Source organism: Brevundimonas vesicularis, from assembly GCF_027105095.1.
In the GTDB taxonomy this organism is placed as follows: Bacteria; Pseudomonadota; Alphaproteobacteria; order Caulobacterales; family Caulobacteraceae; genus Brevundimonas; species Brevundimonas vesicularis_E.
This window is the reverse complement of the sequence record NZ_CP114278.1, coordinates 937,521-957,103: the sequence shown is the minus strand read 5'-3', so window position 1 is coordinate 957,103 and position 19,583 is coordinate 937,521. Positions and strand designations below refer to the sequence as shown.

Genomic DNA, 19,583 nt, shown 5'->3' with positions numbered 1-19,583 from the left:
CTCAGACCGGCGCCTTCTCCGGCAGGTTGAAGAAGGCGACGAAGCGGTCAAACACAGCCCGGTCGCCGGTCAGGGTCATCAGGCCGTCAGCCTCGAAGGCGGCAGGCGGGACCTTGCCATAAACGCAGGCCGCGACCAGTGGCGGTTGGGTCGTCAGGACGACGTCGGCGGCGTCCGTGGCGCCGCGACGGGTCGTGATCGTCCCCTTCTCGATCTGAACGACAAAAGGTTCGTCGCCGAAGACGAAGCCGACGGTCATCGCCGCGTCCCCTGCCCGGGCCGCATCGAACATGGTCTCGAACGACATCATGATGGACACGGCGCTGAGCGGCAGGGTCGGGTCATGGCGGGGCGAGCGCGCGGCCCAACCGCCCAACAGCATGAAGACCGGCTTGATCTCGTATCCCCACGGCGTCAGCTCATAGACCTGGACCGAGGCGGGCGGCGGCAGCTTGCGGCGGGTGACGATGCCCGAAGCCTCCAGCCCCTCCAGCCGCTGAGTCAGCACGTTGGCGGAAATGCCGTGCAGATCCTTTCTCATATCACCGAACCGACGCGGGCCCATCATCAGTTCGCGGATCACCAGCAGGGCCCAGCGCTCGCCGATCAGGTCCAGTCCGTGCGCGGCGCCGCAAGCATCATGGTATTTTCGGCCCGCCTTATCGGTTATCTTTTCTAACTTCATAGTTGACTATCGTAATCATCGGAGTCAGGTTTCGCAAATAACAAGGAGAGGAAACGCCGTGGCTCAGCTGATTTTCATCAACCTGCCGGTCACCGACCTGCCTCGATCAATCGCCTTCTACGAAGCGGTCGGCGCGACCAGGAACCCGATGTTCAGCGACGACACAGCCGCCTGTATGGTGGTGTCGGACGTGATCCACGTCATGCTGCTGACCCACGACAAGTGGCGCACCTTCACCGACCGCGCGATCCCCGACGCCCATGCCTCGGCGCAGATGTCGCTGTGCATTTCGTTCGACAGCCGGGAGGCTGTGGATTCAGTGGTCGAACGCGCGGGTGGGGCGGGCGGTATGATGGACCCCAATCCAATTCAGGATCACGGCTTCATGTATTGTCGCGGCTATGCCGACCCGGACGGCCATATATGGGAGCCGATGTGGATGGACCCGGCCGCCGTCGCCGCCGGTCCCGAAGCCTTCGCCGCCAACGCCATGGTGTCGTGATGGCTGACAGTCGCGAACTGAGCATCAGCCGTCTGATCAAGGCCTCGCCGGAAACGGTGTGGAAGATCTATACCGAGCGCACCGGCGAGTGGTTCTGTCCTCGCCCCTGGACCACGCCGGTCGTGGATTGGGACCTGCGCGTCGGCGGGCGGGCCAATGTGGAAATGGCCTCGCCCGAGGACGAGCGGCATCCCTATTCCGGCGTGTTTCTGGAGGTGGTTCCGGGCCGCAGACTGGTCTCGACCGGGGCCTTCACCGAGGGCTGGGTTCCGCAGGCCGGCGACATGAATTTCGTGCGCATCGACACCTTCGAGCCCGAGGCCGGCGCAACCCGCTACACCGCCACGGCCCGGCACTGGGACGAAAAAGCTGCCGAAACCCACAAGGCCATGGGCTTCGAACAGGGCTGGGGCGCGGTCGCCGATCAGCTGGCCGTTCTTGCAGAGACAGAACAGGCGACAGGAGAAACCCAATGAAGATCACCCCCAATCTGACGTTCGAAGACAATGCGCGCGAAGCCTTCGGCTTTTACGCCGAGGTGTTGGGCGCTGATCAACTGAACCTGATCACGTTCGCCGACATGCCCGACGCCCCGGTCGGCCCCGACTGGAAGGACAAGATCGCCCACGCGTGGATGCAGGTTGGAGACCAGGCGATCATGGGATCCGACAATCCGCCGGGCGTCTGCGGCGACGCGGGCGGTTCGGGGACCGAAACCCGGCGCGCGCCGCCCACCCAGACCGCCATCGCCCTGCATTTCGATACCGCCGACCGGGCGCGCCAAATCTTCGACCGGCTGAGCGAAGACGGCCTGGTCCAGATGCCCTTCGCCGCCACGTCCTGGTCCCCCGGCTTCGGCATGGCGCGCGACCGGTTTGGCAAGGATTGGCTGGTCAACACCTTCCCGCAGGAGCGCGGATGATGGCCGACAAGGTCATCCCCTGCCTGTGGTTCGACGGCGACGCCGAGGCTGCGACCGCCTTTTATGTCAGCCTGCTGCCCGACAGCCGCATCACCGCCGTCAACCGCTCGCCGGTCGATACGCCGTCCGGTCCTGAAGGATCGGTCCTGACGGTGCAGTTCGTGCTGGCGGGTCGTCAGTATCTGGCGCTAAACGGCGGACCGAACTTTCGCTTCACCGAGGCCGTCTCCTTCATGGTGATGACCGAGGATCAGACCGAGACGGACCGGCTGTGGGACACCCTGCTCGCCGACGGCGGCAGCGAAAACGCCTGCGGCTGGTTGAAGGACCGCTGGGGCCTGTCCTGGCAGATCACGCCCCGTCGCCTGATGGAACTGACCACCGATCCGAACCCCGCGCGCGCCAAGGCCGCCATGCAGGCCATGATGGGTATGATCAAGATCGACATCGCGGCGCTGGACCGCGCCGTCGCCGACGTTTGAATCCAGAAAGAGGAGACGACCGATGACCTATGTGACCGGCTTCCTGACCCCCGTGAAAACCGAGGACAAGGCGCGCTACGTCAAGTCCGCCGAGGCCTCCTGGCCCCTGTTTCAGAAATACGGCGCCCTGTCGCAGGTCGAGACCTGGGGCGAGGACGTGCCGGACGGCAAGCTGACCAGCTTTCCCATGGCGGTGAAGCTGCAAGAGGGCGAGGTCGTCGTCTTCTCCTGGGTCACCTGGCCCGACCGCGCCACAGCCGACGCCTGTTTCGGCAAGATGCAGGACGACCCCGACTTTGCGAACATGGACATGCCCTTCGACGGCAAGCGCATGATGTGGGGCGGTTTCAGCGTCGCCTTCGAAGGCAAGGCCTGATGCCCAGGCGGCGGCCCTGTTCGAACGCAAATCGCCCTGACGCATTGTCAGGGATCGAGGAGAACCGACATGGCCGCCCGCCCCACTTGGCAAGGACATCTGAAGCTGTCGCTGGTCACCTGTCCGGTGGCCCTCTACACGGCGACGACCAGCACGAACGACGTGCGGTTTCACCTGATCAATCCCGACACCAACAATCGCATTCGCATGGTGCCGACCGATCCGGACGCCGGGCCGGTCGAGCGCAGCGATCTGGTGCGCGGCTATGAGGTGTCCAAGGACGAATACGTCCTGTTCGAGGACGCCGACTTCGACAAGGTGAAGCTGGAAAGCACCAAGACCATTTCGATCGATAAGTTCGTCGATGAGGACGACATCGACCGGCTCTATTGGGACGATCCCTTCTTCGTGGTCCCCGAGAAAGGCGCGGGCGTCGAAGCCTTCGCCGTCATCCGCGACGCCATGAAGAAACAGGGCAAGGTGGCGCTGGGCCAGTTGGTGCTGCGCGGCAAGGAGCGTCAGCTGGCGCTGGAGGTCCGGGGCAAGGGGCTGATCGCCTACACCCTGCGCGCCCATGACGAGGTGCGCGATTCCGACGAATACTTCGACGACATTCCGACGGTAAAGGCCGATCCGGACATGGTCGAAATCGCCGCGCGCATCATCGGGCAGAAGGAGGCGGACTTCGACCCGACGGACTTCAAGGACGGCTACGACGACGCTCTGCGCGCGATGATCAAGGCCAAGTCCAAAGGCGGCAAGGGCGTGGTCGATGTCGCCGAACCCGACGACACCAATGTCATCGACCTGATGGCCGCATTGCGGAACAGCCTGAAAGGGTCGGCGACGGGGACGAAGAAGCCAGCCGCAAAGAAGGCCCCGGCAAAGAAGGCGACGCCCAAGAAGGCTGCGGCAAAGAAGAAGACAGCGGCCTAGACGCCCATCTTTTTCAGCGCCGATTTCAAACTGACCGCTGAGGCGCGGAATTCGGCCCAGGGATCGGGCTTCTTCAGCAAGGCCGCATAGGTCCAGAGGTTGAATGCGGCCGGATCCAGCCCGGCCTTCACCTGCCCCCACGAGAGCGGGAAGGCGATCCCCGCCCCCGGCCGGGCGCGCGGCGACCAGGGCGCGACCGCCGTCGCCATTCGCCCGTTGCGCAGATAGTCGATGAAGATCTTTCCGCCCCGCGCCTTCTTGGCCAGGGTCGTGGTGAACCGGTCCGGCGCCTCGGCGCGGATGGCCTCGGCCACTGCCTTGGCGAAGGCCTTGTTCTGATCCCAGGTCACGCGCGAGCGGGCGTCGGTCTTGATCGGCACGACGACGTGCAGCCCCTTGCCCCCGGTCGTCTTGACGAAGGCGGCCAGACCCAGCGCCTCGATCTTCGCCTTCACGACCTTGGACGCGGCGATGACGTCGGCGAAGTTCAGCCCCTCGTCCGGATCCAGGTCGAAGGTGATCTGATCGGGGACTTCCGGCTGGTCGGGTGCACACCCCCATGGATGCAGTTCCAGCCCGCCCGACTGGGCGATGGCGACCATGCCGCCGACATCGACGGCGGCGACGTAAGGGGTGCGGGCCTTGACGTCGATCAGCTTCAGCCGCGGGTTCGACCCCGCCATGGCGTGCCGCTGGAAGAAGGTCTCGCCGCCGATCCCCTCGGGTGCCCGGATGATCGATGTCGGCCGGTCCGCCACATGGGGCAGGATCCGCTCGGCGGCCGCCTCGTAATATCGGGCCAGATCGGCCTTGGTGATTGCCGGCCGGTCGCCGACGGCAGGCCACAACACCTTGTCGGGGCTGGAGATGGTCACCCCCGCCACGACCACCTTGCCGGGCTTTCCAGCCGGTCGCACCGTCGTCGTGGCTTTCTTCGCGTCGCCCATGTCCGTGGGCGGTTGCGGCGCCTCGGTGACCTCGGCGGCCGTCTTGTCTTCCCGCAAACCCTTGAAGGCCGCCTGCCTCAGCGAGCCGGATTCGGTATAACCGCCGTGCTCGACCTCGGCGACCAGCACCGGCTTGATCCAATGGATGTCCTTGGCCGCCTTAGGCGCGCCCGCCCCGGCGAAGGGAGACTTCTGCGTCGCCACGCCCTTCAGCGCCGGAACAAGCAGCTTCGTCACCGCCTCGCCATAGCCGGTCCCGACCCGGCCCAGATAGCGAAGGCCGCCCTTTTCCCTGACCCCGACCAGCAAGGAGCGGAACCGCGTTCCGCCCTCGGACGACCAGCCGCCGATCACCACCTCGTCGCGCCCCCGGCACTTGGACTTCAACCAGGTCGATGACCGCCCAGCATGATAGGGGGCGTCCAGTTTCTTGGAGATTACGCCTTCCAGATCCATGCGACAGGCGCTCTCCAGCACCGCCTGGCCGGTCGAGGCGAAATGTTCGACGTAGCGCAGCCGCCCTGCGGCCGCCCCCGACTCTGAAGCGCCGATCCGGTCCACATAGGCCTGCAGCCGCGCCTTGCGATGCGACAGCGGCAGCTTGCGCAGATCCTCCGCCCCCTCGAACAATAGATCGAAGGCGAAATAGACCAGGCCTTCCGTCTTCTCGTCCGAAATGGCGGCCTGCAACGCCCCGAAGTCCGGCATGTGATCGTCGTCCAGCGCGCACAGCTCGCCGTCGATCACCGCGTCGGGCCAGGTCGCCGCGTCCGCCGCCAGATTCAAGAACTTGTCGCTCCAGTCCAGACCCTTGCGCGTCCGCAAAACCGCCCGACCGCCGCCCACGCCGATCTGGATGCGATAGCCGTCGAACTTGATCTCGTGCGCCCAGCCCGTCCCGCCCGGCGGATGGTCGGTCACCTTGCACAGCTGGATCGGCACGAAGGCCGGCGGCTTCTTGGCCTTCGCCGCCGCTTTCGAGGGCTTGGGCTTGGCCGGACCTTTACGCCCCGTCGGCTTGGACGCCGTCCATTCCTTGGTCCCGTCCGCGATCTCGGCCAGCGACCGCCCGGTCGTCACCGAGGCGTCGATTTCGGCGAGCGCATCGCCCTCCCCCGCGACGGCGAAGTCGTCCTTCTCCTTCAGCAGTAGCCAGTTGCTGCGTTTGGAGGGTTTGCCCCGATCGCTCTTCAGCCGGATCAGAGCCCATTTGCCCTTCAGCCGTTCGCCGTGAAGGATCATCTTGATCTGACCCTTGGCCCAGGCCGCCTCCAGGTCCGGCTCCTGCGGCTCCCAGGTGCCGACATCCCACATCTGCACCGTGCCGGCGCCGTAGTTGCCGTCGGGAATCGTCCCCTCGAACGACCCGTAATCCAGCGGATGATCCTCGACCTCGACCGCCAGCCGCTTCACCGCTGTGTCGCGCGACGGCGCCTTGGTCACGGCCCAGGATTTCAGCACCCCGTCCGCCTCGATGCGGAAGTCGTAGTGCAGCCGCGTCGCCGCGTGGCGCTGGATCAGATAGCGGAAGCCGCCCTTCGCGCGCTTGCCCTTGGCGCCCTTCGGCTCGGGCGTTTCGCCGAACCGCCGCTTGGCCTGATAGGTCTTCAGTTCACCGCGCATATTGGCGTAATCCGCCCCGCGCCAAAGCGTTGCCTCAGCGACAGAAGCGCGTGTCGGTCGCCTCGAGGTGCAGGTGGTCGTAGTGGACGGCGTTGTAGTCGGGGCTGAGCGTCGTGCCGAAGATGCGGCAGGCGTCGTCGCGGATACGCTTCAGGAAGCGTGCTTCGGGCGTGTCGCCGTTCCAGTCCCTGGTCACGGTGATGCGCCGCCCGTCCCTCAGCCGCACCCCGGCGAAGTCCAGCGCCGCCGCCTGGGAATGGGCGCTGATCCGATTCGACCCCACGCCGTTGTTCACGTTGCGACAGGCATAGGCCCCCATGTGGTCGATCTGCACGACGTCAGAGCCCAGGATCTCTCGCGCCGCCGGCTCCAGCGACTGGCGACGCCAGATGCTCAGCGCCAGCGCGGTCTGGCAGGTCATCTCCACATCGCCCGGCGCCATGCGCGCTACCGTCCCCAGGTCGGCGCCCAGCACCCCGCCTTGATGCAGGCCGCAGGTTGCGGTGTTCTGGCGATCCGGCACGGGACTGAACCGCACGCGGGCGGCGTTCAGCTCGGCAAGGCACCGGCCCAGATCGCCGCCTTCGCGCACGACCAGGGCCTGAGTCCCCCCGTCGATCATCCGGTCCACCAGCCCCCCGACCAGCGGCGCCTCGGTGCGCGACGGATAGGGCGATGGCTGCCGCAATGGCTCAGGCGGCCGCCGTACGCAGCCGCTGAGGATCAGCAGGACGCCGAGGCCGATGAGAAAGGGAGAGACGCGCGACACGGGAAGCATGGCCGCGACGCTTAGCTGATTCCCGCCGCCGCCGTGGTCACGAGGCGGAGAGCCATCTATCAGCGCTCTTCGGACGCGCTTTTGGCCCGGCACCGATCCGAACAGAACCGCACTTGCTCCCAGTCCCGCGCCCACTTCTTGCGCCAGGCGAACGGCAGACCGCAGGCGGCGCAGAGCTTTTGCGGCAGGTCGGACTTGGCCGGCGCCTTACCGAGATTGACGTGCTTTCGGGCCATGTCGCCTGCCAAGAAAAAAGGGCGGCCCGTCGGGGCCGCCCTTGATCGTATCAGCTGTCCAGGAAGGACCGCAGTTTGCGCGACCTCGACGGATGCTTCAGCTTGCGCAGCGCCTTGGCCTCGATCTGACGGATGCGTTCGCGGGTCACCGAGAACTGCTGGCCGACCTCTTCCAGCGTGTGATCGGTGTTCATGCCGATGCCGAAGCGCATTCGGAGCACCCGCTCTTCACGCGGCGTCAGCGACGCCAGAACGCGGGTGGTTGTCTCACGCAGGTTCGACTGGATGGCGGCGTCGATCGGCAGGACGGCGTTCTTGTCCTCGATGAAGTCGCCCAGGTGGCTGTCTTCCTCGTCACCGATGGGGGTTTCGAGGCTGATCGGCTCCTTGGCGATCTTCAGAACCTTGCGCACCTTCTCCAGCGGCATGGCCAGCTTTTCGGCCAGTTCTTCCGGGGTCGGCTCACGGCCGATCTCGTGCAGCATCTGGCGGCTGGTGCGGACGATCTTGTTGATCGTCTCGATCATGTGCACCGGGATGCGGATGGTGCGCGCCTGGTCTGCGATCGAGCGGGTGATCGCCTGACGAATCCACCAAGTGGCGTAGGTCGAGAACTTGTAGCCGCGGCGGTACTCGAACTTGTCGACCGCCTTCATCAGGCCGATGTTGCCCTCCTGGATCAGGTCCAGGAACTGCAGGCCGCGGTTGGTGTATTTCTTGGCGATGGAGATCACGAGGCGCAGGTTGGCCTCGACCATTTCCTTCTTGGCCTGACGCGCTTCGCGTTCGCCCTTCTGCACCGTCTGGACGATGCGGCGATAGTCGTCGATCGGCAGACCGGCTTCCAGCGCCACGGCGGCGACGTCGGAGCGGATGGTCGCGATCTGGCTGGCTTCGTTCTCGCTGAACTTGGTCCAACGCACGCCCTGATCCTTGATCCGGTCGGTCCAGGCGGGGTCGAGCTCCGAACCGAAATAGGCCTTGAGGAACTCAGGCCGCGAAATGCCGTAGCTGTCGGCCAGGCGCAGCAGACGACCTTCCAGACCGATCAACCGCTTGTTGATCGCATAGAGCTGCTCGACAAGCGCCTCGATGCGGTTGTTGTTCAGCTTCATCGTCTTCAGACGGTCCGAGATGGACGTCGTCAGCGCCTGATAGGCCTTTTCATCCTTGGCGCTCAGCACCTCGCCCTTCAGGCGGGTCTGAACCAGCTTGTCCTGCAGGGCGCGGAAGGCGCCGAAGTCGGCGGCGATGGCGTTCAGGACGTCCATCACCCCGTCGCGCAGCTCGGCTTCCAACGCCGAGATCGACATGCCGCCGCCGTCGTCGAAGTCGTCGTCATCGTCGTCGTCGGACTCAGGCTTGTCTTCGGCGGCTGGCTTTTCCTCGGCGTCTTCTTCCTCTTCGCCTTCAGCCTGGGCGGCGCCCGGCAGGGACGAAGGGTTCAGCACGCCATAGGTGGCGTCCAGGTCGATGACCTCGCGCAGCAGGATGCGGTTGTTTTCCAGCTCGTCGCGCCAGACCATGATGGCCTCGAAGGTCAGGGCGCTTTCGCACAGACCCGAGATCATGGCGTCGCGGCCGGCCTCGATCCGCTTTGCGATGGCGATTTCGCCCTCGCGGCTCAGCAGTTCGACCGAACCCATCTCGCGCAGATACATGCGCACGGGGTCGTCGGTGCGGTCATAGGCCGACTTGGCGGGCGTTTCGGCGACGGCGGTGCCGGCCGCGGCGGCGACGTCGGTGGACTGCTGCTCCTGCGCGTCCTCCTCGGCCTCCACGACGTTGACGCCCATTTCGGACAGCATCGCCAGGGTGTCTTCAATGGCGTCTGGCGTGACTTCTTCGGACGGCAGGACCTTGTTCAGCTCCTCCATCGTCACATAGCCGCGCGCCTTGGCTTGCTTGATGAACTTCTTGACGCCGGCGTCCGTCAGATCGAGCAGGGGCCCATCGGTCGAAACCTCGGTGTCCTGCGTCTCGGTCTGTGCGTTCATAGTCAGTCTGTCTCCAGCCGAGAGGGTGATCAGTCCGCCCCGGCGAAAAATACAATGCTTGGCGTGCCGTAAGGTTACGTGCCCGCGCTGTCTTCCCAAATCGTCCCGGCTTTGATCGCACGGCGAAGCGCATCCCGCTCGGCCTTCAGCCGGCGGAACGCCTCATCCTGCCCAGGCACATCACGTGCATGGGCCAAGGCGTCCTCCAACGCGGCGACCCGCGTCGAAGCGTCGAACGCCTGCGACCATCGGACCCTTGCCTCGGCGAGGGGCGCATTTGCGGCCAGGAATGGCGCGCCGGACTTTGCCGCCGCCTTCTCGACCTCGCGCACTAAGGCATCATGACCCGATTGCGCCAGATGGCGTCGCAGGGCGGCGGAGTCAAGCGGCGCGAGGTTCAATCGCTCCGCAACCAGTTTTCAACCCGCAGGCCGGGCACGCGCGAGAACTCGCGCTCATTGTCGGTGACGAGGATGCAGTCGAGTGCCAAGGCATGCGCGGCGATCAGCAGATCATTGCCGCCGATAGGCTGGCCACGCTTGTGTAAATCGGTGCGGATATCGCCGTAAACATGATCGGCAGGCGCATCCCATGCCTTGACGGCCAAGCCGGACAGCACCCTGTCCAACTGAGCGGCCAAGCGCACCGAGCCAGACTTGGCGACACCAAACCTCAACTCAGCGACCGCAATCAGGCTGACGCAGATTTCCCCTGAGCCGACCATAGCCATACGCTGCCCGACTGGACCTAGCGGATCATACATCAGGTCCGACACCGCATTGGTGTCCAGCATATATCCGCTCAAAGATCGACCGGCTCAGGTAGCGGATCATCGATCGGGTCGAGACGCTCGTCGATCGGCTCCATCGTCGCCAGCACTGCCAGCAGTCGTTCAACCGATCCCAAGCCAGTCCCGGCTTGTTCGATGATCAACCGCCCGCCTTCCTGACGAACCACCGCGTCGGTTGGGACTGACACGCCGCTGGGCAGATGGACGACCTGATGGTCGCCGTCTCGCGTGATCCTGACAGGTTGAGAACCATCCATAGTTTGATCCTAACCTATACCACGTCAACACCCAACGACTTGTCAGTGCAGGGTGGCCGTATCTGTCCAGATTTCGCCGCTGGATATGAAGCGGTCCAAGGCGTCACGTTGTCCCTTCAAACCAATGAACGCCTGGCTATCAAAGCTTTCCTCGGACTTCATTTCATTCATCGCTCGACTGAGCGCCATGGACTGAAGCAGAACATCCACTGCGCGGCTCAGTCCCGCTGCCGCAACTTCAAGCGATGCGGCGCTGTCCAAAAACGGGGCATGGGCTATTGCGGCAGTGCGGTCTATCCGCCTGAGCGTTTCCTCGTGTCCCATTGCCAACAATCGTGACCTCAGCAGGCCATTGCTCATAGCCTGCGCTTCATAGGTCAGCCTCACGAGGTCACTGACCAAACGATCAAGGCCGACGTCGCCGAAACTTTGGGTCGCTAATGTTTCGCCACGTTCGTTGACCGTGTCAGGATGAGCGATCAGACCTTCCACAATGGCAGCCAAGACCGGACGAGGCGCACGCGCCAGGGTGATGGCGGCAGCGCGCGCCTCCGGCGTCACATCCATAATTGGAGCCATCGAACGTGCTTTTCGGTCCCTATATATGACCCTGTTCGCGGCTCTTTTTTCTTCAGGTGAAGGGCGAACTCGCTGATAAAAGGCGCCTACGAGAAAGTCTTTGTAAGTCCTCGCCAGATCTGGATCGGCGATAGTCGCTGCTGCTTTACGTAGCCGAACCAGAAGCCCCGCCTCTTTCTCGGGTGTATCGAGAGCCCCAACCTCGGCCATCTCCCGGTCGAGCAGCATTCGCGAAAATGGATTGGTTACGCTCATCGCTTCACGCAGCGCCGGCGCACCTTTCTCCCTCAACATATCATCTGGATCTTGCCCCCCAGTGAGTGTCACGAAGCGAAAGCTTCGCTCTGGTTTCAAAAGAGGCAAGGCGCGTTCGACGGCACGGAAAGCGGCTCTCTGGCCTGCCGGGTCGCCGTCAAAGCAGAGGATAGGTTCCGAGCTGACCCGCCACAGCAACGCCATCTGCTCCTCGGTCAGAGCCGTGCCCATCGGCGCCACGGCCGGCAGGCCCGCGCGCTGGCAGGCGATGACGTCCATATAGCCTTCGACCACGATGATGGCCTGGTCGTTCTTGCTCTCCGCGCCCAGGATGCGCCGCGCCTCGGGCAGGCCGTAGAGGGTCGCGCCCTTATGAAAGAGCGGGCTTTCCGGGCCGTTCAGATATTTGGCGCGGTCGTCGGGGTTCATGGCCCGGCCGCCGAAGCTGACAATCCGGCCGCGCGCATCCAGGATCGGGAACATCAGCCGGTCGCGGAAGCGATCATAGGGCTGGCCGCCGCTTTCGGGCGAGATCAGCAGCCCGGCCTCGACCAGTTCGGCGGGCTTGGCGCCGCGCTGGACCAAGGCCTGTTTCAGCCCCTCGCGGTCGTTGGGCGCATAGCCCAGCCCGAACCGCTCCCACTGATCCTCGGGCAGGCCGCGCTTGTCCAGATATTCACGCGCCGCCTTGCCCGGCGTGCGGCGCAGATTGGCGGCGAACCATTTCTGGGCCAGGTCCATCCAGTCGGACAGTCCCGCCCGCTTCTGCTCGCGCTCGGCCTCCTTGGGGTCTTCGGCGGGAAGCTGCATCCCCGCCTCGCCGGCCAGGCGCTGCACCGCTTCGACGAAGCTGAGCCGCTCGGTTTCCTGCAGGAAGGAGATGATGTCGCCATGCTTGCCGGACGAGAAGTCGTGGAAGAAGCCCTTGTCGTCATTGACGAAAAAGGACGGCGACTTCTCCTTCGAGAAGGGCGACAGGCCGACGTATTCGCGACCCTGACGTTTCAGCTTCACCGTCCGCCCGATCACGTCGGACGGCCGAAGGCGAGCCTTCAGTTCATCGATGAATCTCTCGTCGAAACGCACCCGCGATCCTTAAGCCCTGCGGCCCTCAACGTCGATGGATGGAAAGACCATCAGGCGGCTCGTCCGGGCATCCCCCGATATCCGAACGAACCGCCGCATCGCAGAAGGCGCAAACCGCAGCGTCCCCCAACGCCTTGGCTAACGAAGTCCTAACGCCTCGCGGACCGGCATCTGAGGTCAGGACCGGCGTTCTGTCGAGAGGCGGGCGGCCTCGCCTTAGCGAATAGAGGCGAGACTGTGTCCTTTTCGTCGCGCGCCATTCGTCTTACGGGCGACCGAAGGGGACGACCTTGTTGGCGGCGTCATGCCCGATATCGGCGCTGCCCAGAAAGGGTATGCCCGAACGCAGGCACCAGTATCGAACGATTTCCTCCGGAGTCTGACCAAAGTCGGGATCGTTTGGCGTGATGTCAGAGACCCGTCCCAGGCGAATCCCGGCCACTCGTCGGATGCTGGCCTGGCTGGTCAAGTGAAACATCATTCGGTCGATCCGGTAGGCGGCCTCGGATACCTCCTCCAACATCAGGACGTGGTCGGATAGATCGGGCTCAAGCGGCGTGCCGGTCAGTTCGTTCAGGATGGTTAGGTTGAAGGCGACGGCCGGGCGCGGATCGGTCGCCAGCGACGGCTCGATCCAGTCGGTGCGTTCGGTGGTCAGCCAGGACAGGGCGCCGCGCGCGGTCGCGTCGTCGCGCACCGAGTCCGAGGCCATCGGTCCGTGCGCCAGATGCTGGAACCCGGCCTTGTACATCCCGGCCAGCAGGCTGCCGGCATCGGAATAACCCATGTAGCGCTTCTTGCGGGCGACAGCGTCCAGGCGCGGGATCACCGCGTCGGCGATGCGGCACGAACCGTATCCGCCGCGCGCAAACCAGATGGCGTCGATGCGGGGATCGTTGGCGAACTCCACGAAGGCGTCGGCGCGCGCCCGGTCGTCGCCGGCGAAATGGCCGTGTTTCAGAAAACAGGCGGGGTGGAAGACGACCGCCACATCGCGGTCGGGGTGGTTCTGCGCCATCCAGGCCTCGACCGCCTCGGCGCGCTCTTTCGCAAAGCGCGAGCTGGCGCAGACGACGCCGATCTTGAAGCTGTTGGTATCCACGTCCGTCTTCTTCGTCGTTTTTGCGATCCCCCACTGGCGGACCGGCCCGATCCCCTGTTCTAAGGGGGCATGAACCAAGACGCCTCCTATTTCTTCTGCGGCATCGGCGGGTCGGGCATGCTGCCCCTGGCCATGATCGTCCAGGCGCGCGGCGCCGTGATCGAAGGGTCGGACCGGGCGCTGGACCAGGGCCGTACGCCCGAGAAGTTCGACTGGCTGCGCGCCCACGGCGTGAACCTGCACCCCCAGGACGGATCGGGCGTGACCCGCGCGGATCAGACCGTCATCGCCACCGGCGCCATCGAGGAGACGGTGCCCGACATCGGCGCGGCCAGGCGCGCGGGCGCGACGATCAAGACCCGGCCCGAACTGCTCAGCGAACTCTTCAACGCCGCCCCAACCTCGGTCGGGGTCGCGGGCACCAGCGGCAAGTCCACCATCACCGGCATGATCGCCTGGATCCTGCATCAGACGGGCCGCGAGCCGACCGTCATGAACGGGGCGGTGATGAAAAACTTCGCCGACGCCGACCATCCGTTCGCCAGCGCCCTGATCGGCGGGCCGGACCTGTTCGTGTCGGAGGTGGACGAGAGCGACGGCTCGATCGCCCGCTACGATCCAACGGTGGCGGTGGTGTCCAACATCTCGCTGGATCACAAGTCGATGGAGGAGCTGCGCGACCTGTTCGGGGGCTTCACCGCGCGGGCGACGACGGCCGTGCTGAACCTGGACAATCCCGAGACGGCGGCCCTGGCCCAGACCTTGCCGGCTGGGAAAGCGATCACCTTCGGCCTGGGCGAAGAGAAGGCCGACCTGTCCGGCCATGATCTTCAGCCGCTGCCGACGGGCATGCGGTTCCGGCTGATCGAGGGCTGGAGCGAACACGACGTGGTTCTGAACGTGCCCGGCGCCCACAATGTCGCCAACGCCCTGGCCGCGCTGGCGGCGACGCGAGCGCTGGGCGTGCCGACGGCCAAGGCGGTCAAGGCGTTGGAGACCTTCGCCGGCATCCGTCGCCGTATGGAAGTCGTCGGGACCGCCGGCAACATCACCGTCATCGACGACTTCGCCCATAACCCGGACAAGATCGCGGCCACGCTGAAGACTCTGCACGCCTTCGACGGCCGGCTGCTGATCCTGTTTCAGCCGCATGGGTTCGGCCCGCTGAAGCTGATGAAGTCGGAGTTCATCGACGGTTTCGCCGGCCTGATGCGCGAGGACGACGTGCTGCTGATGCCCGAGCCGGTCTATTACGGCGGCACCACCGACCGCAGCGTGGGATCGGAAGACATCGCCTCCGGCGTCCGCGCCGCCGGCCGTCAGGCTGAGGCGCTGGCGACGCGCGCCGATTGCGGTGACCGGATCGTCGAGATCGCCAAGCCGGGCGACCGGATCATCGTCATGGGCGCGCGCGACGACACCCTGTCGACCTTCGCGGCGGAACTGTTGGGGCGTCTAGGCCGGTAGCCGCCATCGGCAAGGACGGCGTTCAGTACACGTCGCGGCGGTAGCGGCCGTCTTCCAGCATGGTCAGCACCACGTCCGCGCCCAGCGCGCTTTCCAGCGCGGCATGCACGCCTTGCGACATGCCTTCCAGACTGCCGCAGACGTAGATCGCCGCGCCGCGCGCGACCCAGGCACGCAGTTCGTCGGCTGCAGCCGCGACCAGGTCCTGCACATATCGGCCGTCGCCGGCGTCGCGCGAGAAGCTCCGATCCAGCCGCCGCAGCACGCCCGACGCCAGCCAGGCCTGCAACTCCGCATCGAAGAAGGCGTCATGCGCTTGCGTGCGTTCTCCGAACAGCAGCCAGGCCCCGCCCTCCGCCGCCCGCGCTTTCAGATGCGCGCGCAAACCGGCGATGCCCGTGCCGTTGCCGATCAGGACCATCGGCGTCTCGTCCGCCGGGCCGTGGAAGCTGCGGTTCGCGCGCAGGCGCATTCCAGCCTGATCGCCCAGCGAAAGATCCTGCGTCAGCCATCCCGACGCCAGACCCGGGGCGCCGTCGGGGTGGCGCATCAGGCGGATCAGGAACTCGACCCGGCCGTCCGACGGCAGAGAGGCGATGGAATATTCGCGCGAGCCGGGCGTGACGCCGTCGCGTTCCGGCAGGCCGACCTCGGCGATGTCGCCGGCGGACCAGTCGGGCGTCGCGCCCACGGCCTCGAACGCCAGATGCCAGGCCTCTCCGCCGGGACTGCCCGGATTGACGAGGGTGCGTTCGACCAGCCGCCAGGGGTCGTAGGCGGGCGGGGTCCAGTCGGGGGCGGTCACGCTGCCGGTGATCTGGTTCAACTGGTGCTGCCAGCGGCGAAGGGCGCCGGCCTCGCCGTTGTCGACCTCGACAATGTCGAACAGCGGCTCGGCGCCCGCGCGTCGCAGCCAGCCGTCCACCGCGTGGCCGAAGCCGCAGAAATGATCGTAGCTGCGATCGCCCAGCGCCAGCAGACCGAAACGCAGTTCCGACAGATTCGTCGCCTCGCCCATGACCTTACGCACGAACCGAGCGGCGCTGTCGGGCGGATCGCCCTCGCCGGTCGTGGAGACGATCAGCAATGCGCGGTCCGCCGCCTTCAGGGTCTGCACATCCAGATCGGCGAAGGACAGCACCCGCGCGCCCACGCCGCCGTCGCTTAAGGCGCGCGCCGTCATCCACGCCAGTTCCTCGGCGAAGCCCGTCTGGCTGGCGAAGGCGATCAGCAGCGGCCGTCCCTCGCCCGCGCCCGCCAGAGCATCAGACCGCGCGTGGGCCGCCGCCCTGGCCTTGCGTTCGCGCCAGACGATGACGGCGATCAGGGCCAGCCAAAGCGCCAAGGCCCCGACCGCCCACAGCCAGCGCTGCGGATCGGCTGTCACCCCGGACGATCTCCGTCGTCGTCAAGCAAGGCGGCGAAGGCCGGCGACATCCGCTCGACCGGACCGCGCTCGGTGCGTTCGACGAAATGGGCCATCAGGCCGACGGCCTCGGCGTAGTCCGGCCCCTCGAACGGCCCCATGACCGTCAGAGCCGTGGCGTAGGCGTCGGCCATCATGGCCGAGGGGTGCAGGACGGTGACCGAACTCAGATTATTGCTGACCGGCCGCCCGGTCGATCCGTCGATGGTGTGGGGGTAAAGACGCCCGTCGTGGCGGAACGCGCGACGATAGTCGCCGCTGGTCGCCACGGCGAGATCGAACAGGGCCGCCACGGTGTGGGGCGCAGGCGAACCCTCGACCCGCTCGATCTCGACCCACCACGGCTGAGCGTCCGGCTTGACGCCGCGCCCTTTCAACTCGCCGCCGATCTCGATCAGGTGCGAGGTCGCGCCCATGGCCATCAGCCGGTCGGACACGCGGTCCACCGCATGACCCTTGGCGATGCCGGAGAAGTCCAGCCTCATCCCGCCCATCTGCATCACCGCCCGCGCGTCGCCGTTCAGCCGCAGCTTCTGCCATCCCGACACGGCCGCAGCCGCCGCGATCTCATCTTCGGCCGGGACGGGCAACAAGGCCGAACGTGGTCCGGGCGGGCCGAAGCCCCACAGATCGACCAAGGCGCCCAGGGTCGGATCGACCGCCCCGTTGGTTTCGTCGCCCAGGGTCATCGCCGCATCCAGCAGATCCCAGAACGGCTGGGACACCGCCCAGACGCCGGCGGGCGCGGTGTTGAAGCGGCTGATTTCGCTGGTCGGCTCCCACGGGCTGAACAGGCCGACGACGGTCGCTAATTCCTCTTCGATCGCCGCCTGGAGGTCGGCCTCGCCCACGCCTGGTGGGGCGATGATGCGCGCGCTCCAGGTCGTGCCCATGGTCTCGCCGCCCAGCGAACGGATCAGGTCGCTGGGCGGACGAGGGGGCGCGCCTTCGATCGCAGGCACGAGGACGCGGTTGTCGACGCGGTCGCCCAGAGGGGCGGCGTCGCCGATGTTGACCGTTGGCGGGGCGGCGCGTGAACCGCGCGAAGGGGGAATGTCGGACATGGCCCTTCGCTTAGGGCAGGACTTCCATCGCCGCCACATAGCTGGCGTTGGAACCCAGCGTTTCGCCTTGGCCTTCGGTGCGGACCGAGGCGTTCAGCCAGTACATGCCCGCTTCCGGCCAGGTGATGGTGAAGGCGCCCTCGGCGTTGGTCTTGAGCGTCGATTCTTCGGGGTTGTCGCGATAGCGCAGTCCGCCGCGCGCCACGGTGACGTCGATGTCAGCCGCCGGCTGGCCGTTGTTCAGCAGTTTGAAGGTGGCGGGTTCGCCCACGACCAGGTCGTTCGGGTGGGTGACGGGAACCAGCTCAAGCCCCTCGCCGGTCGTCTTGAAGACGGTGTCGGTGGGGTTGTTCAGGGTGACGAAGGTCTCGATGCGGCTGGCGGTGCGGGTCGCCTGAACATTGGTCGCGCCCTCGGGAAGGCCCGCCGGGTAGTCCGAGGCCGCGCCGCGCCAGCGCTTTTGTTCGCCGTTCAGGGTGTAGCTGGCCATGACGCCGTTCATGACGTTGGCGATCTTGTAGGTGCCGTTCTGGGTCAGATGGGCGTCGAAGGTCGAGCGATAGCGGCCCTGCATGGTGTTCTCGGGCTGGACCGCCGAGCCGTCCGGCGCGGTGATGGTCAGGCCGGTCAGGCGCATGGCGGCGTGGTCGGGGTTGAACACCTGGTTCGACATGCCGGCGTCGAATCCGACCCAGGCGTCCGTGCCCGACAGGGTCGTGGCGGTCGGCGCCAGCCAGGCGCGGTGGGCCTGGGCGGCCATGGGGGCGGCCAGCGCTGCGGCCAGCGTCAGCAGGGCGATCGTCTTCTTCATGGTCATGATCCTTAGCGAGAGACGGCGACGCGCACGGCGCCCAGTTCGGTGGAGCCGGTTCCGGCGCCGGTGTTGGCCGCGCCCCAGCGGAAGGGCACGCGCACGACCTCGCGCCCGCCCAGTTCGCGGGCCGCCTCGACGACGATGTTGTATTGGCCGGGCTGAAGGTTGCGCAGGCGGGCGGCGGGTACGGTGACGGTCTGGCGACCTGGCGCGCGCGTGGCGCCGGACACGCCGTCGGCCGGCAGCGTCATGGCCCGACCGCCCTTGCGCCACCAGGTGCGCAGATCCTTCAGCCAGTCCTTGCCGTCGCCCTCGTTATTGCGTGTCTGCTGATACCAGACGGCCAGGGTGCGTTCGGCGGACTGATCCGGCTTCTCGATCCACACGGCGACATAAGGGCGATGATAGGACGCGGTGTTGAGCCGGGGGATTTCGACCGACACCGTCAGGTCGGCGGCCATGGCGGGCGCAGCGGCGGCGGCCAGGCCGACGGTGGTGATGACGACGGGAAGAAGGCGCATCGGAAAACTCGTCAGTGAATGAAGATCAGGGCGATGACGACGGGGATCAGCAGGCCCAGCGCCGCCAGCGGCCAGGTCGAGGGCCGACCCTTGGCGTGCAGGACCATCAGACCCAGCCCCGTCAGGGCGAAGATGACGCAGGCCGCCGCGAAGACGTCGATGAACCAGAACCAGACCACGCCGGCGTTGCGGCCCTTGTGCAGGTCGTTGAGGTAGGCGATCCAGCCGCGCGTCGTCTTCTCGTGCAGCGTCTCGCCGGTCGAACGGTCGATGGTGACCCAGCCGTCGCCGCCGGGCATGGCCAGGGCGACATAGACCTCTTCCGCCGTCGTCTCGGTCGGCTTGCCGGCGATCTCGACCTTCAGCGTTTCGGACGCCCAGCGGGCGACCGCGTCGGGGACGGGATCGGTCGTCTCCTGCGGGAAGCTGGCCAGCCGCTGCAGCAGGGGCGCCGGCAGGGTCGCAGTCTGTTCGACCGTCACCGGATCGCCGGGGATCGAGGCCGCATGGTTCAGGGTGATGCCGGTGACCGCGAACAGGATCATGCCGACCAGACTGACCGCCGCCGAAATCCAGTGCCAGCTATGCAGCTGTTTCAGCCAGAACGACCGCGCGCCGTTCAGCGCCGCCTTGGGTTTGGGGCCCTTGGCTGCGGTTTCGGCCTGACGCTGTGTGGCGAGTTCGGTCACGAGGTCGCTGTGCCATTGTTGCGAACGGGTTGCAATAGCATTTAGCGAC

22 protein-coding genes are annotated in these 19,583 nt (G+C 66.1%); 7 read left to right on the top strand and 15 right to left on the bottom strand.

What is annotated here, in order from left to right:
* Position 1: 1 nt before the first annotated feature.
* Positions 2-685 (bottom strand): winged helix-turn-helix transcriptional regulator, encoded by a 684-nt coding sequence (locus O2K97_RS04690; protein WP_269220647.1) that lies wholly within the window; start codon positions 683-685, stop codon positions 2-4.
* A gap of 58 nt (positions 686-743) precedes the next feature.
* Here O2K97_RS04690 and O2K97_RS04685 point away from each other — a divergent pair, with 58 nt between their 5' ends.
* From O2K97_RS04685 to O2K97_RS04660, 6 genes are all read left to right on the top strand, one after another.
* Complete coding sequence (locus O2K97_RS04685) at positions 744-1,187, top strand: VOC family protein (protein WP_269220646.1); 444 nt, start codon at positions 744-746, stop codon at positions 1,185-1,187.
* Positions 1,187-1,663, top strand: a complete 477-nt coding sequence (locus O2K97_RS04680) for an SRPBCC family protein (protein WP_269220645.1) — start codon at positions 1,187-1,189, stop codon at positions 1,661-1,663. The genes O2K97_RS04685 and O2K97_RS04680 overlap by 1 nt, the downstream gene beginning before the upstream one ends.
* Positions 1,660-2,109 carry a VOC family protein gene (locus tag O2K97_RS04675; protein ID WP_269220644.1) on the top strand — a complete coding sequence of 150 codons (450 nt, stop codon included), beginning with the start codon at positions 1,660-1,662 and terminating at the stop codon, positions 2,107-2,109. The genes O2K97_RS04680 and O2K97_RS04675 overlap by 4 nt, the downstream gene beginning before the upstream one ends.
* A complete protein-coding gene (locus O2K97_RS04670; RefSeq protein WP_269220643.1) occupies positions 2,109-2,591 on the top strand; it encodes a VOC family protein in 483 nt (160 codons plus the stop codon). Before O2K97_RS04675 ends, O2K97_RS04670 begins: the two co-directional genes overlap by 1 nt.
* Positions 2,592-2,613: 22 nt before the next feature.
* Positions 2,614-2,967 carry a DUF1428 domain-containing protein gene (locus O2K97_RS04665; protein ID WP_017506381.1) on the top strand — a complete coding sequence of 118 codons (354 nt, stop codon included), beginning with the start codon at positions 2,614-2,616 and terminating at the stop codon, positions 2,965-2,967.
* A gap of 69 nt (positions 2,968-3,036) precedes the next feature.
* Positions 3,037-3,903: a Ku protein gene (locus O2K97_RS04660; protein ID WP_269220642.1), complete on the top strand. Its 867-nt coding sequence runs from the start codon at positions 3,037-3,039 to the stop codon at positions 3,901-3,903.
* Here the strand turns inward: O2K97_RS04660 and ligD are convergent.
* The 9 genes from ligD to O2K97_RS04615 all read right to left on the bottom strand — a co-directional run bounded on the left by ligD (position 3,900) and on the right by O2K97_RS04615 (position 13,553).
* Positions 3,900-6,473 carry a DNA ligase D gene (gene ligD / locus O2K97_RS04655; protein WP_269220641.1) on the bottom strand — a complete coding sequence of 858 codons (2,574 nt, stop codon included), beginning with the start codon at positions 6,471-6,473 and terminating at the stop codon, positions 3,900-3,902. The two genes, O2K97_RS04660 and ligD, sit on opposite strands and share 4 nt — an antisense overlap.
* A gap of 34 nt (positions 6,474-6,507) precedes the next feature.
* Positions 6,508-7,251 (bottom strand): extensin family protein, encoded by a 744-nt coding sequence (locus O2K97_RS04650; protein ID WP_269220640.1) that lies wholly within the window; start codon positions 7,249-7,251, stop codon positions 6,508-6,510.
* A gap of 59 nt (positions 7,252-7,310) precedes the next feature.
* Complete coding sequence (locus O2K97_RS04645) at positions 7,311-7,487, bottom strand: DUF2256 domain-containing protein (RefSeq protein WP_269220639.1); 177 nt, start codon at positions 7,485-7,487, stop codon at positions 7,311-7,313.
* 50 nt (positions 7,488-7,537) lie between these two features.
* A complete protein-coding gene (gene rpoD, locus O2K97_RS04640) occupies positions 7,538-9,484 on the bottom strand; it encodes an RNA polymerase sigma factor RpoD (RefSeq protein ID WP_269220638.1) in 1,947 nt (648 codons plus the stop codon).
* Between the two features lie 74 nt (positions 9,485-9,558).
* On the bottom strand, positions 9,559-9,885 hold the full coding sequence (locus O2K97_RS04635; RefSeq protein ID WP_038293555.1) for a hypothetical protein: 327 nt from the start codon (positions 9,883-9,885) through the stop codon (positions 9,559-9,561).
* The gene (locus tag O2K97_RS04630; protein WP_269220637.1) at positions 9,882-10,277 is read right to left on the bottom strand and encodes a type II toxin-antitoxin system VapC family toxin; all 396 of its coding nucleotides are present in this window, start codon (positions 10,275-10,277) and stop codon (positions 9,882-9,884) included. The genes O2K97_RS04635 and O2K97_RS04630 overlap by 4 nt, the downstream gene beginning before the upstream one ends.
* An 8-nt stretch (positions 10,278-10,285) precedes the next feature.
* Positions 10,286-10,531 (bottom strand): hypothetical protein, encoded by a 246-nt coding sequence (locus O2K97_RS04625; RefSeq protein ID WP_017504423.1) that lies wholly within the window; start codon positions 10,529-10,531, stop codon positions 10,286-10,288.
* Between the two features lie 42 nt (positions 10,532-10,573).
* On the bottom strand, positions 10,574-12,451 hold the full coding sequence (gene dnaG, locus O2K97_RS04620) for a DNA primase (RefSeq protein ID WP_269220636.1): 1,878 nt from the start codon (positions 12,449-12,451) through the stop codon (positions 10,574-10,576).
* 265 nt (positions 12,452-12,716) lie between these two features.
* A complete protein-coding gene (locus tag O2K97_RS04615) occupies positions 12,717-13,553 on the bottom strand; it encodes an LD-carboxypeptidase (RefSeq protein ID WP_269220635.1) in 837 nt (278 codons plus the stop codon).
* Positions 13,554-13,622: 69 nt separating this feature from the next.
* On the opposite strand from O2K97_RS04615, the gene O2K97_RS04610 reads away from it, so the two are divergent.
* Positions 13,623-15,020, top strand: coding sequence for a glutamate ligase domain-containing protein (locus O2K97_RS04610; RefSeq protein ID WP_269220634.1), 1,398 nt, complete (start codon positions 13,623-13,625; stop codon positions 15,018-15,020).
* 22 nt (positions 15,021-15,042) lie between these two features.
* Here O2K97_RS04610 and O2K97_RS04605 read toward each other — a convergent pair whose 3' ends face one another.
* The 5 genes from O2K97_RS04605 to O2K97_RS04585 are packed head-to-tail and all read right to left on the bottom strand — an operon-like array spanning position 15,043 to position 19,534.
* A complete protein-coding gene (locus O2K97_RS04605) occupies positions 15,043-16,407 on the bottom strand; it encodes a sulfite reductase subunit alpha (RefSeq protein ID WP_269220633.1) in 1,365 nt (454 codons plus the stop codon).
* The gene (locus tag O2K97_RS04600) at positions 16,404-17,510 is read right to left on the bottom strand and encodes an FAD:protein FMN transferase (protein ID WP_269220632.1); all 1,107 of its coding nucleotides are present in this window, start codon (positions 17,508-17,510) and stop codon (positions 16,404-16,406) included. The genes O2K97_RS04605 and O2K97_RS04600 overlap by 4 nt, the downstream gene beginning before the upstream one ends.
* 10 nt (positions 17,511-17,520) lie before the next feature.
* Positions 17,521-18,321: a DUF4198 domain-containing protein gene (locus O2K97_RS04595; RefSeq protein WP_269220631.1), complete on the bottom strand. Its 801-nt coding sequence runs from the start codon at positions 18,319-18,321 to the stop codon at positions 17,521-17,523.
* 11 nt (positions 18,322-18,332) lie between these two features.
* Positions 18,333-18,845, bottom strand: a complete 513-nt coding sequence (locus tag O2K97_RS04590; RefSeq protein WP_017504416.1) for a DUF2271 domain-containing protein — start codon at positions 18,843-18,845, stop codon at positions 18,333-18,335.
* 11 nt (positions 18,846-18,856) lie between these two features.
* The gene (locus O2K97_RS04585; RefSeq protein ID WP_419466083.1) at positions 18,857-19,534 is read right to left on the bottom strand and encodes a PepSY-associated TM helix domain-containing protein; all 678 of its coding nucleotides are present in this window, start codon (positions 19,532-19,534) and stop codon (positions 18,857-18,859) included.
* Between the last annotated feature and the right edge of the window lie 49 nt (positions 19,535-19,583).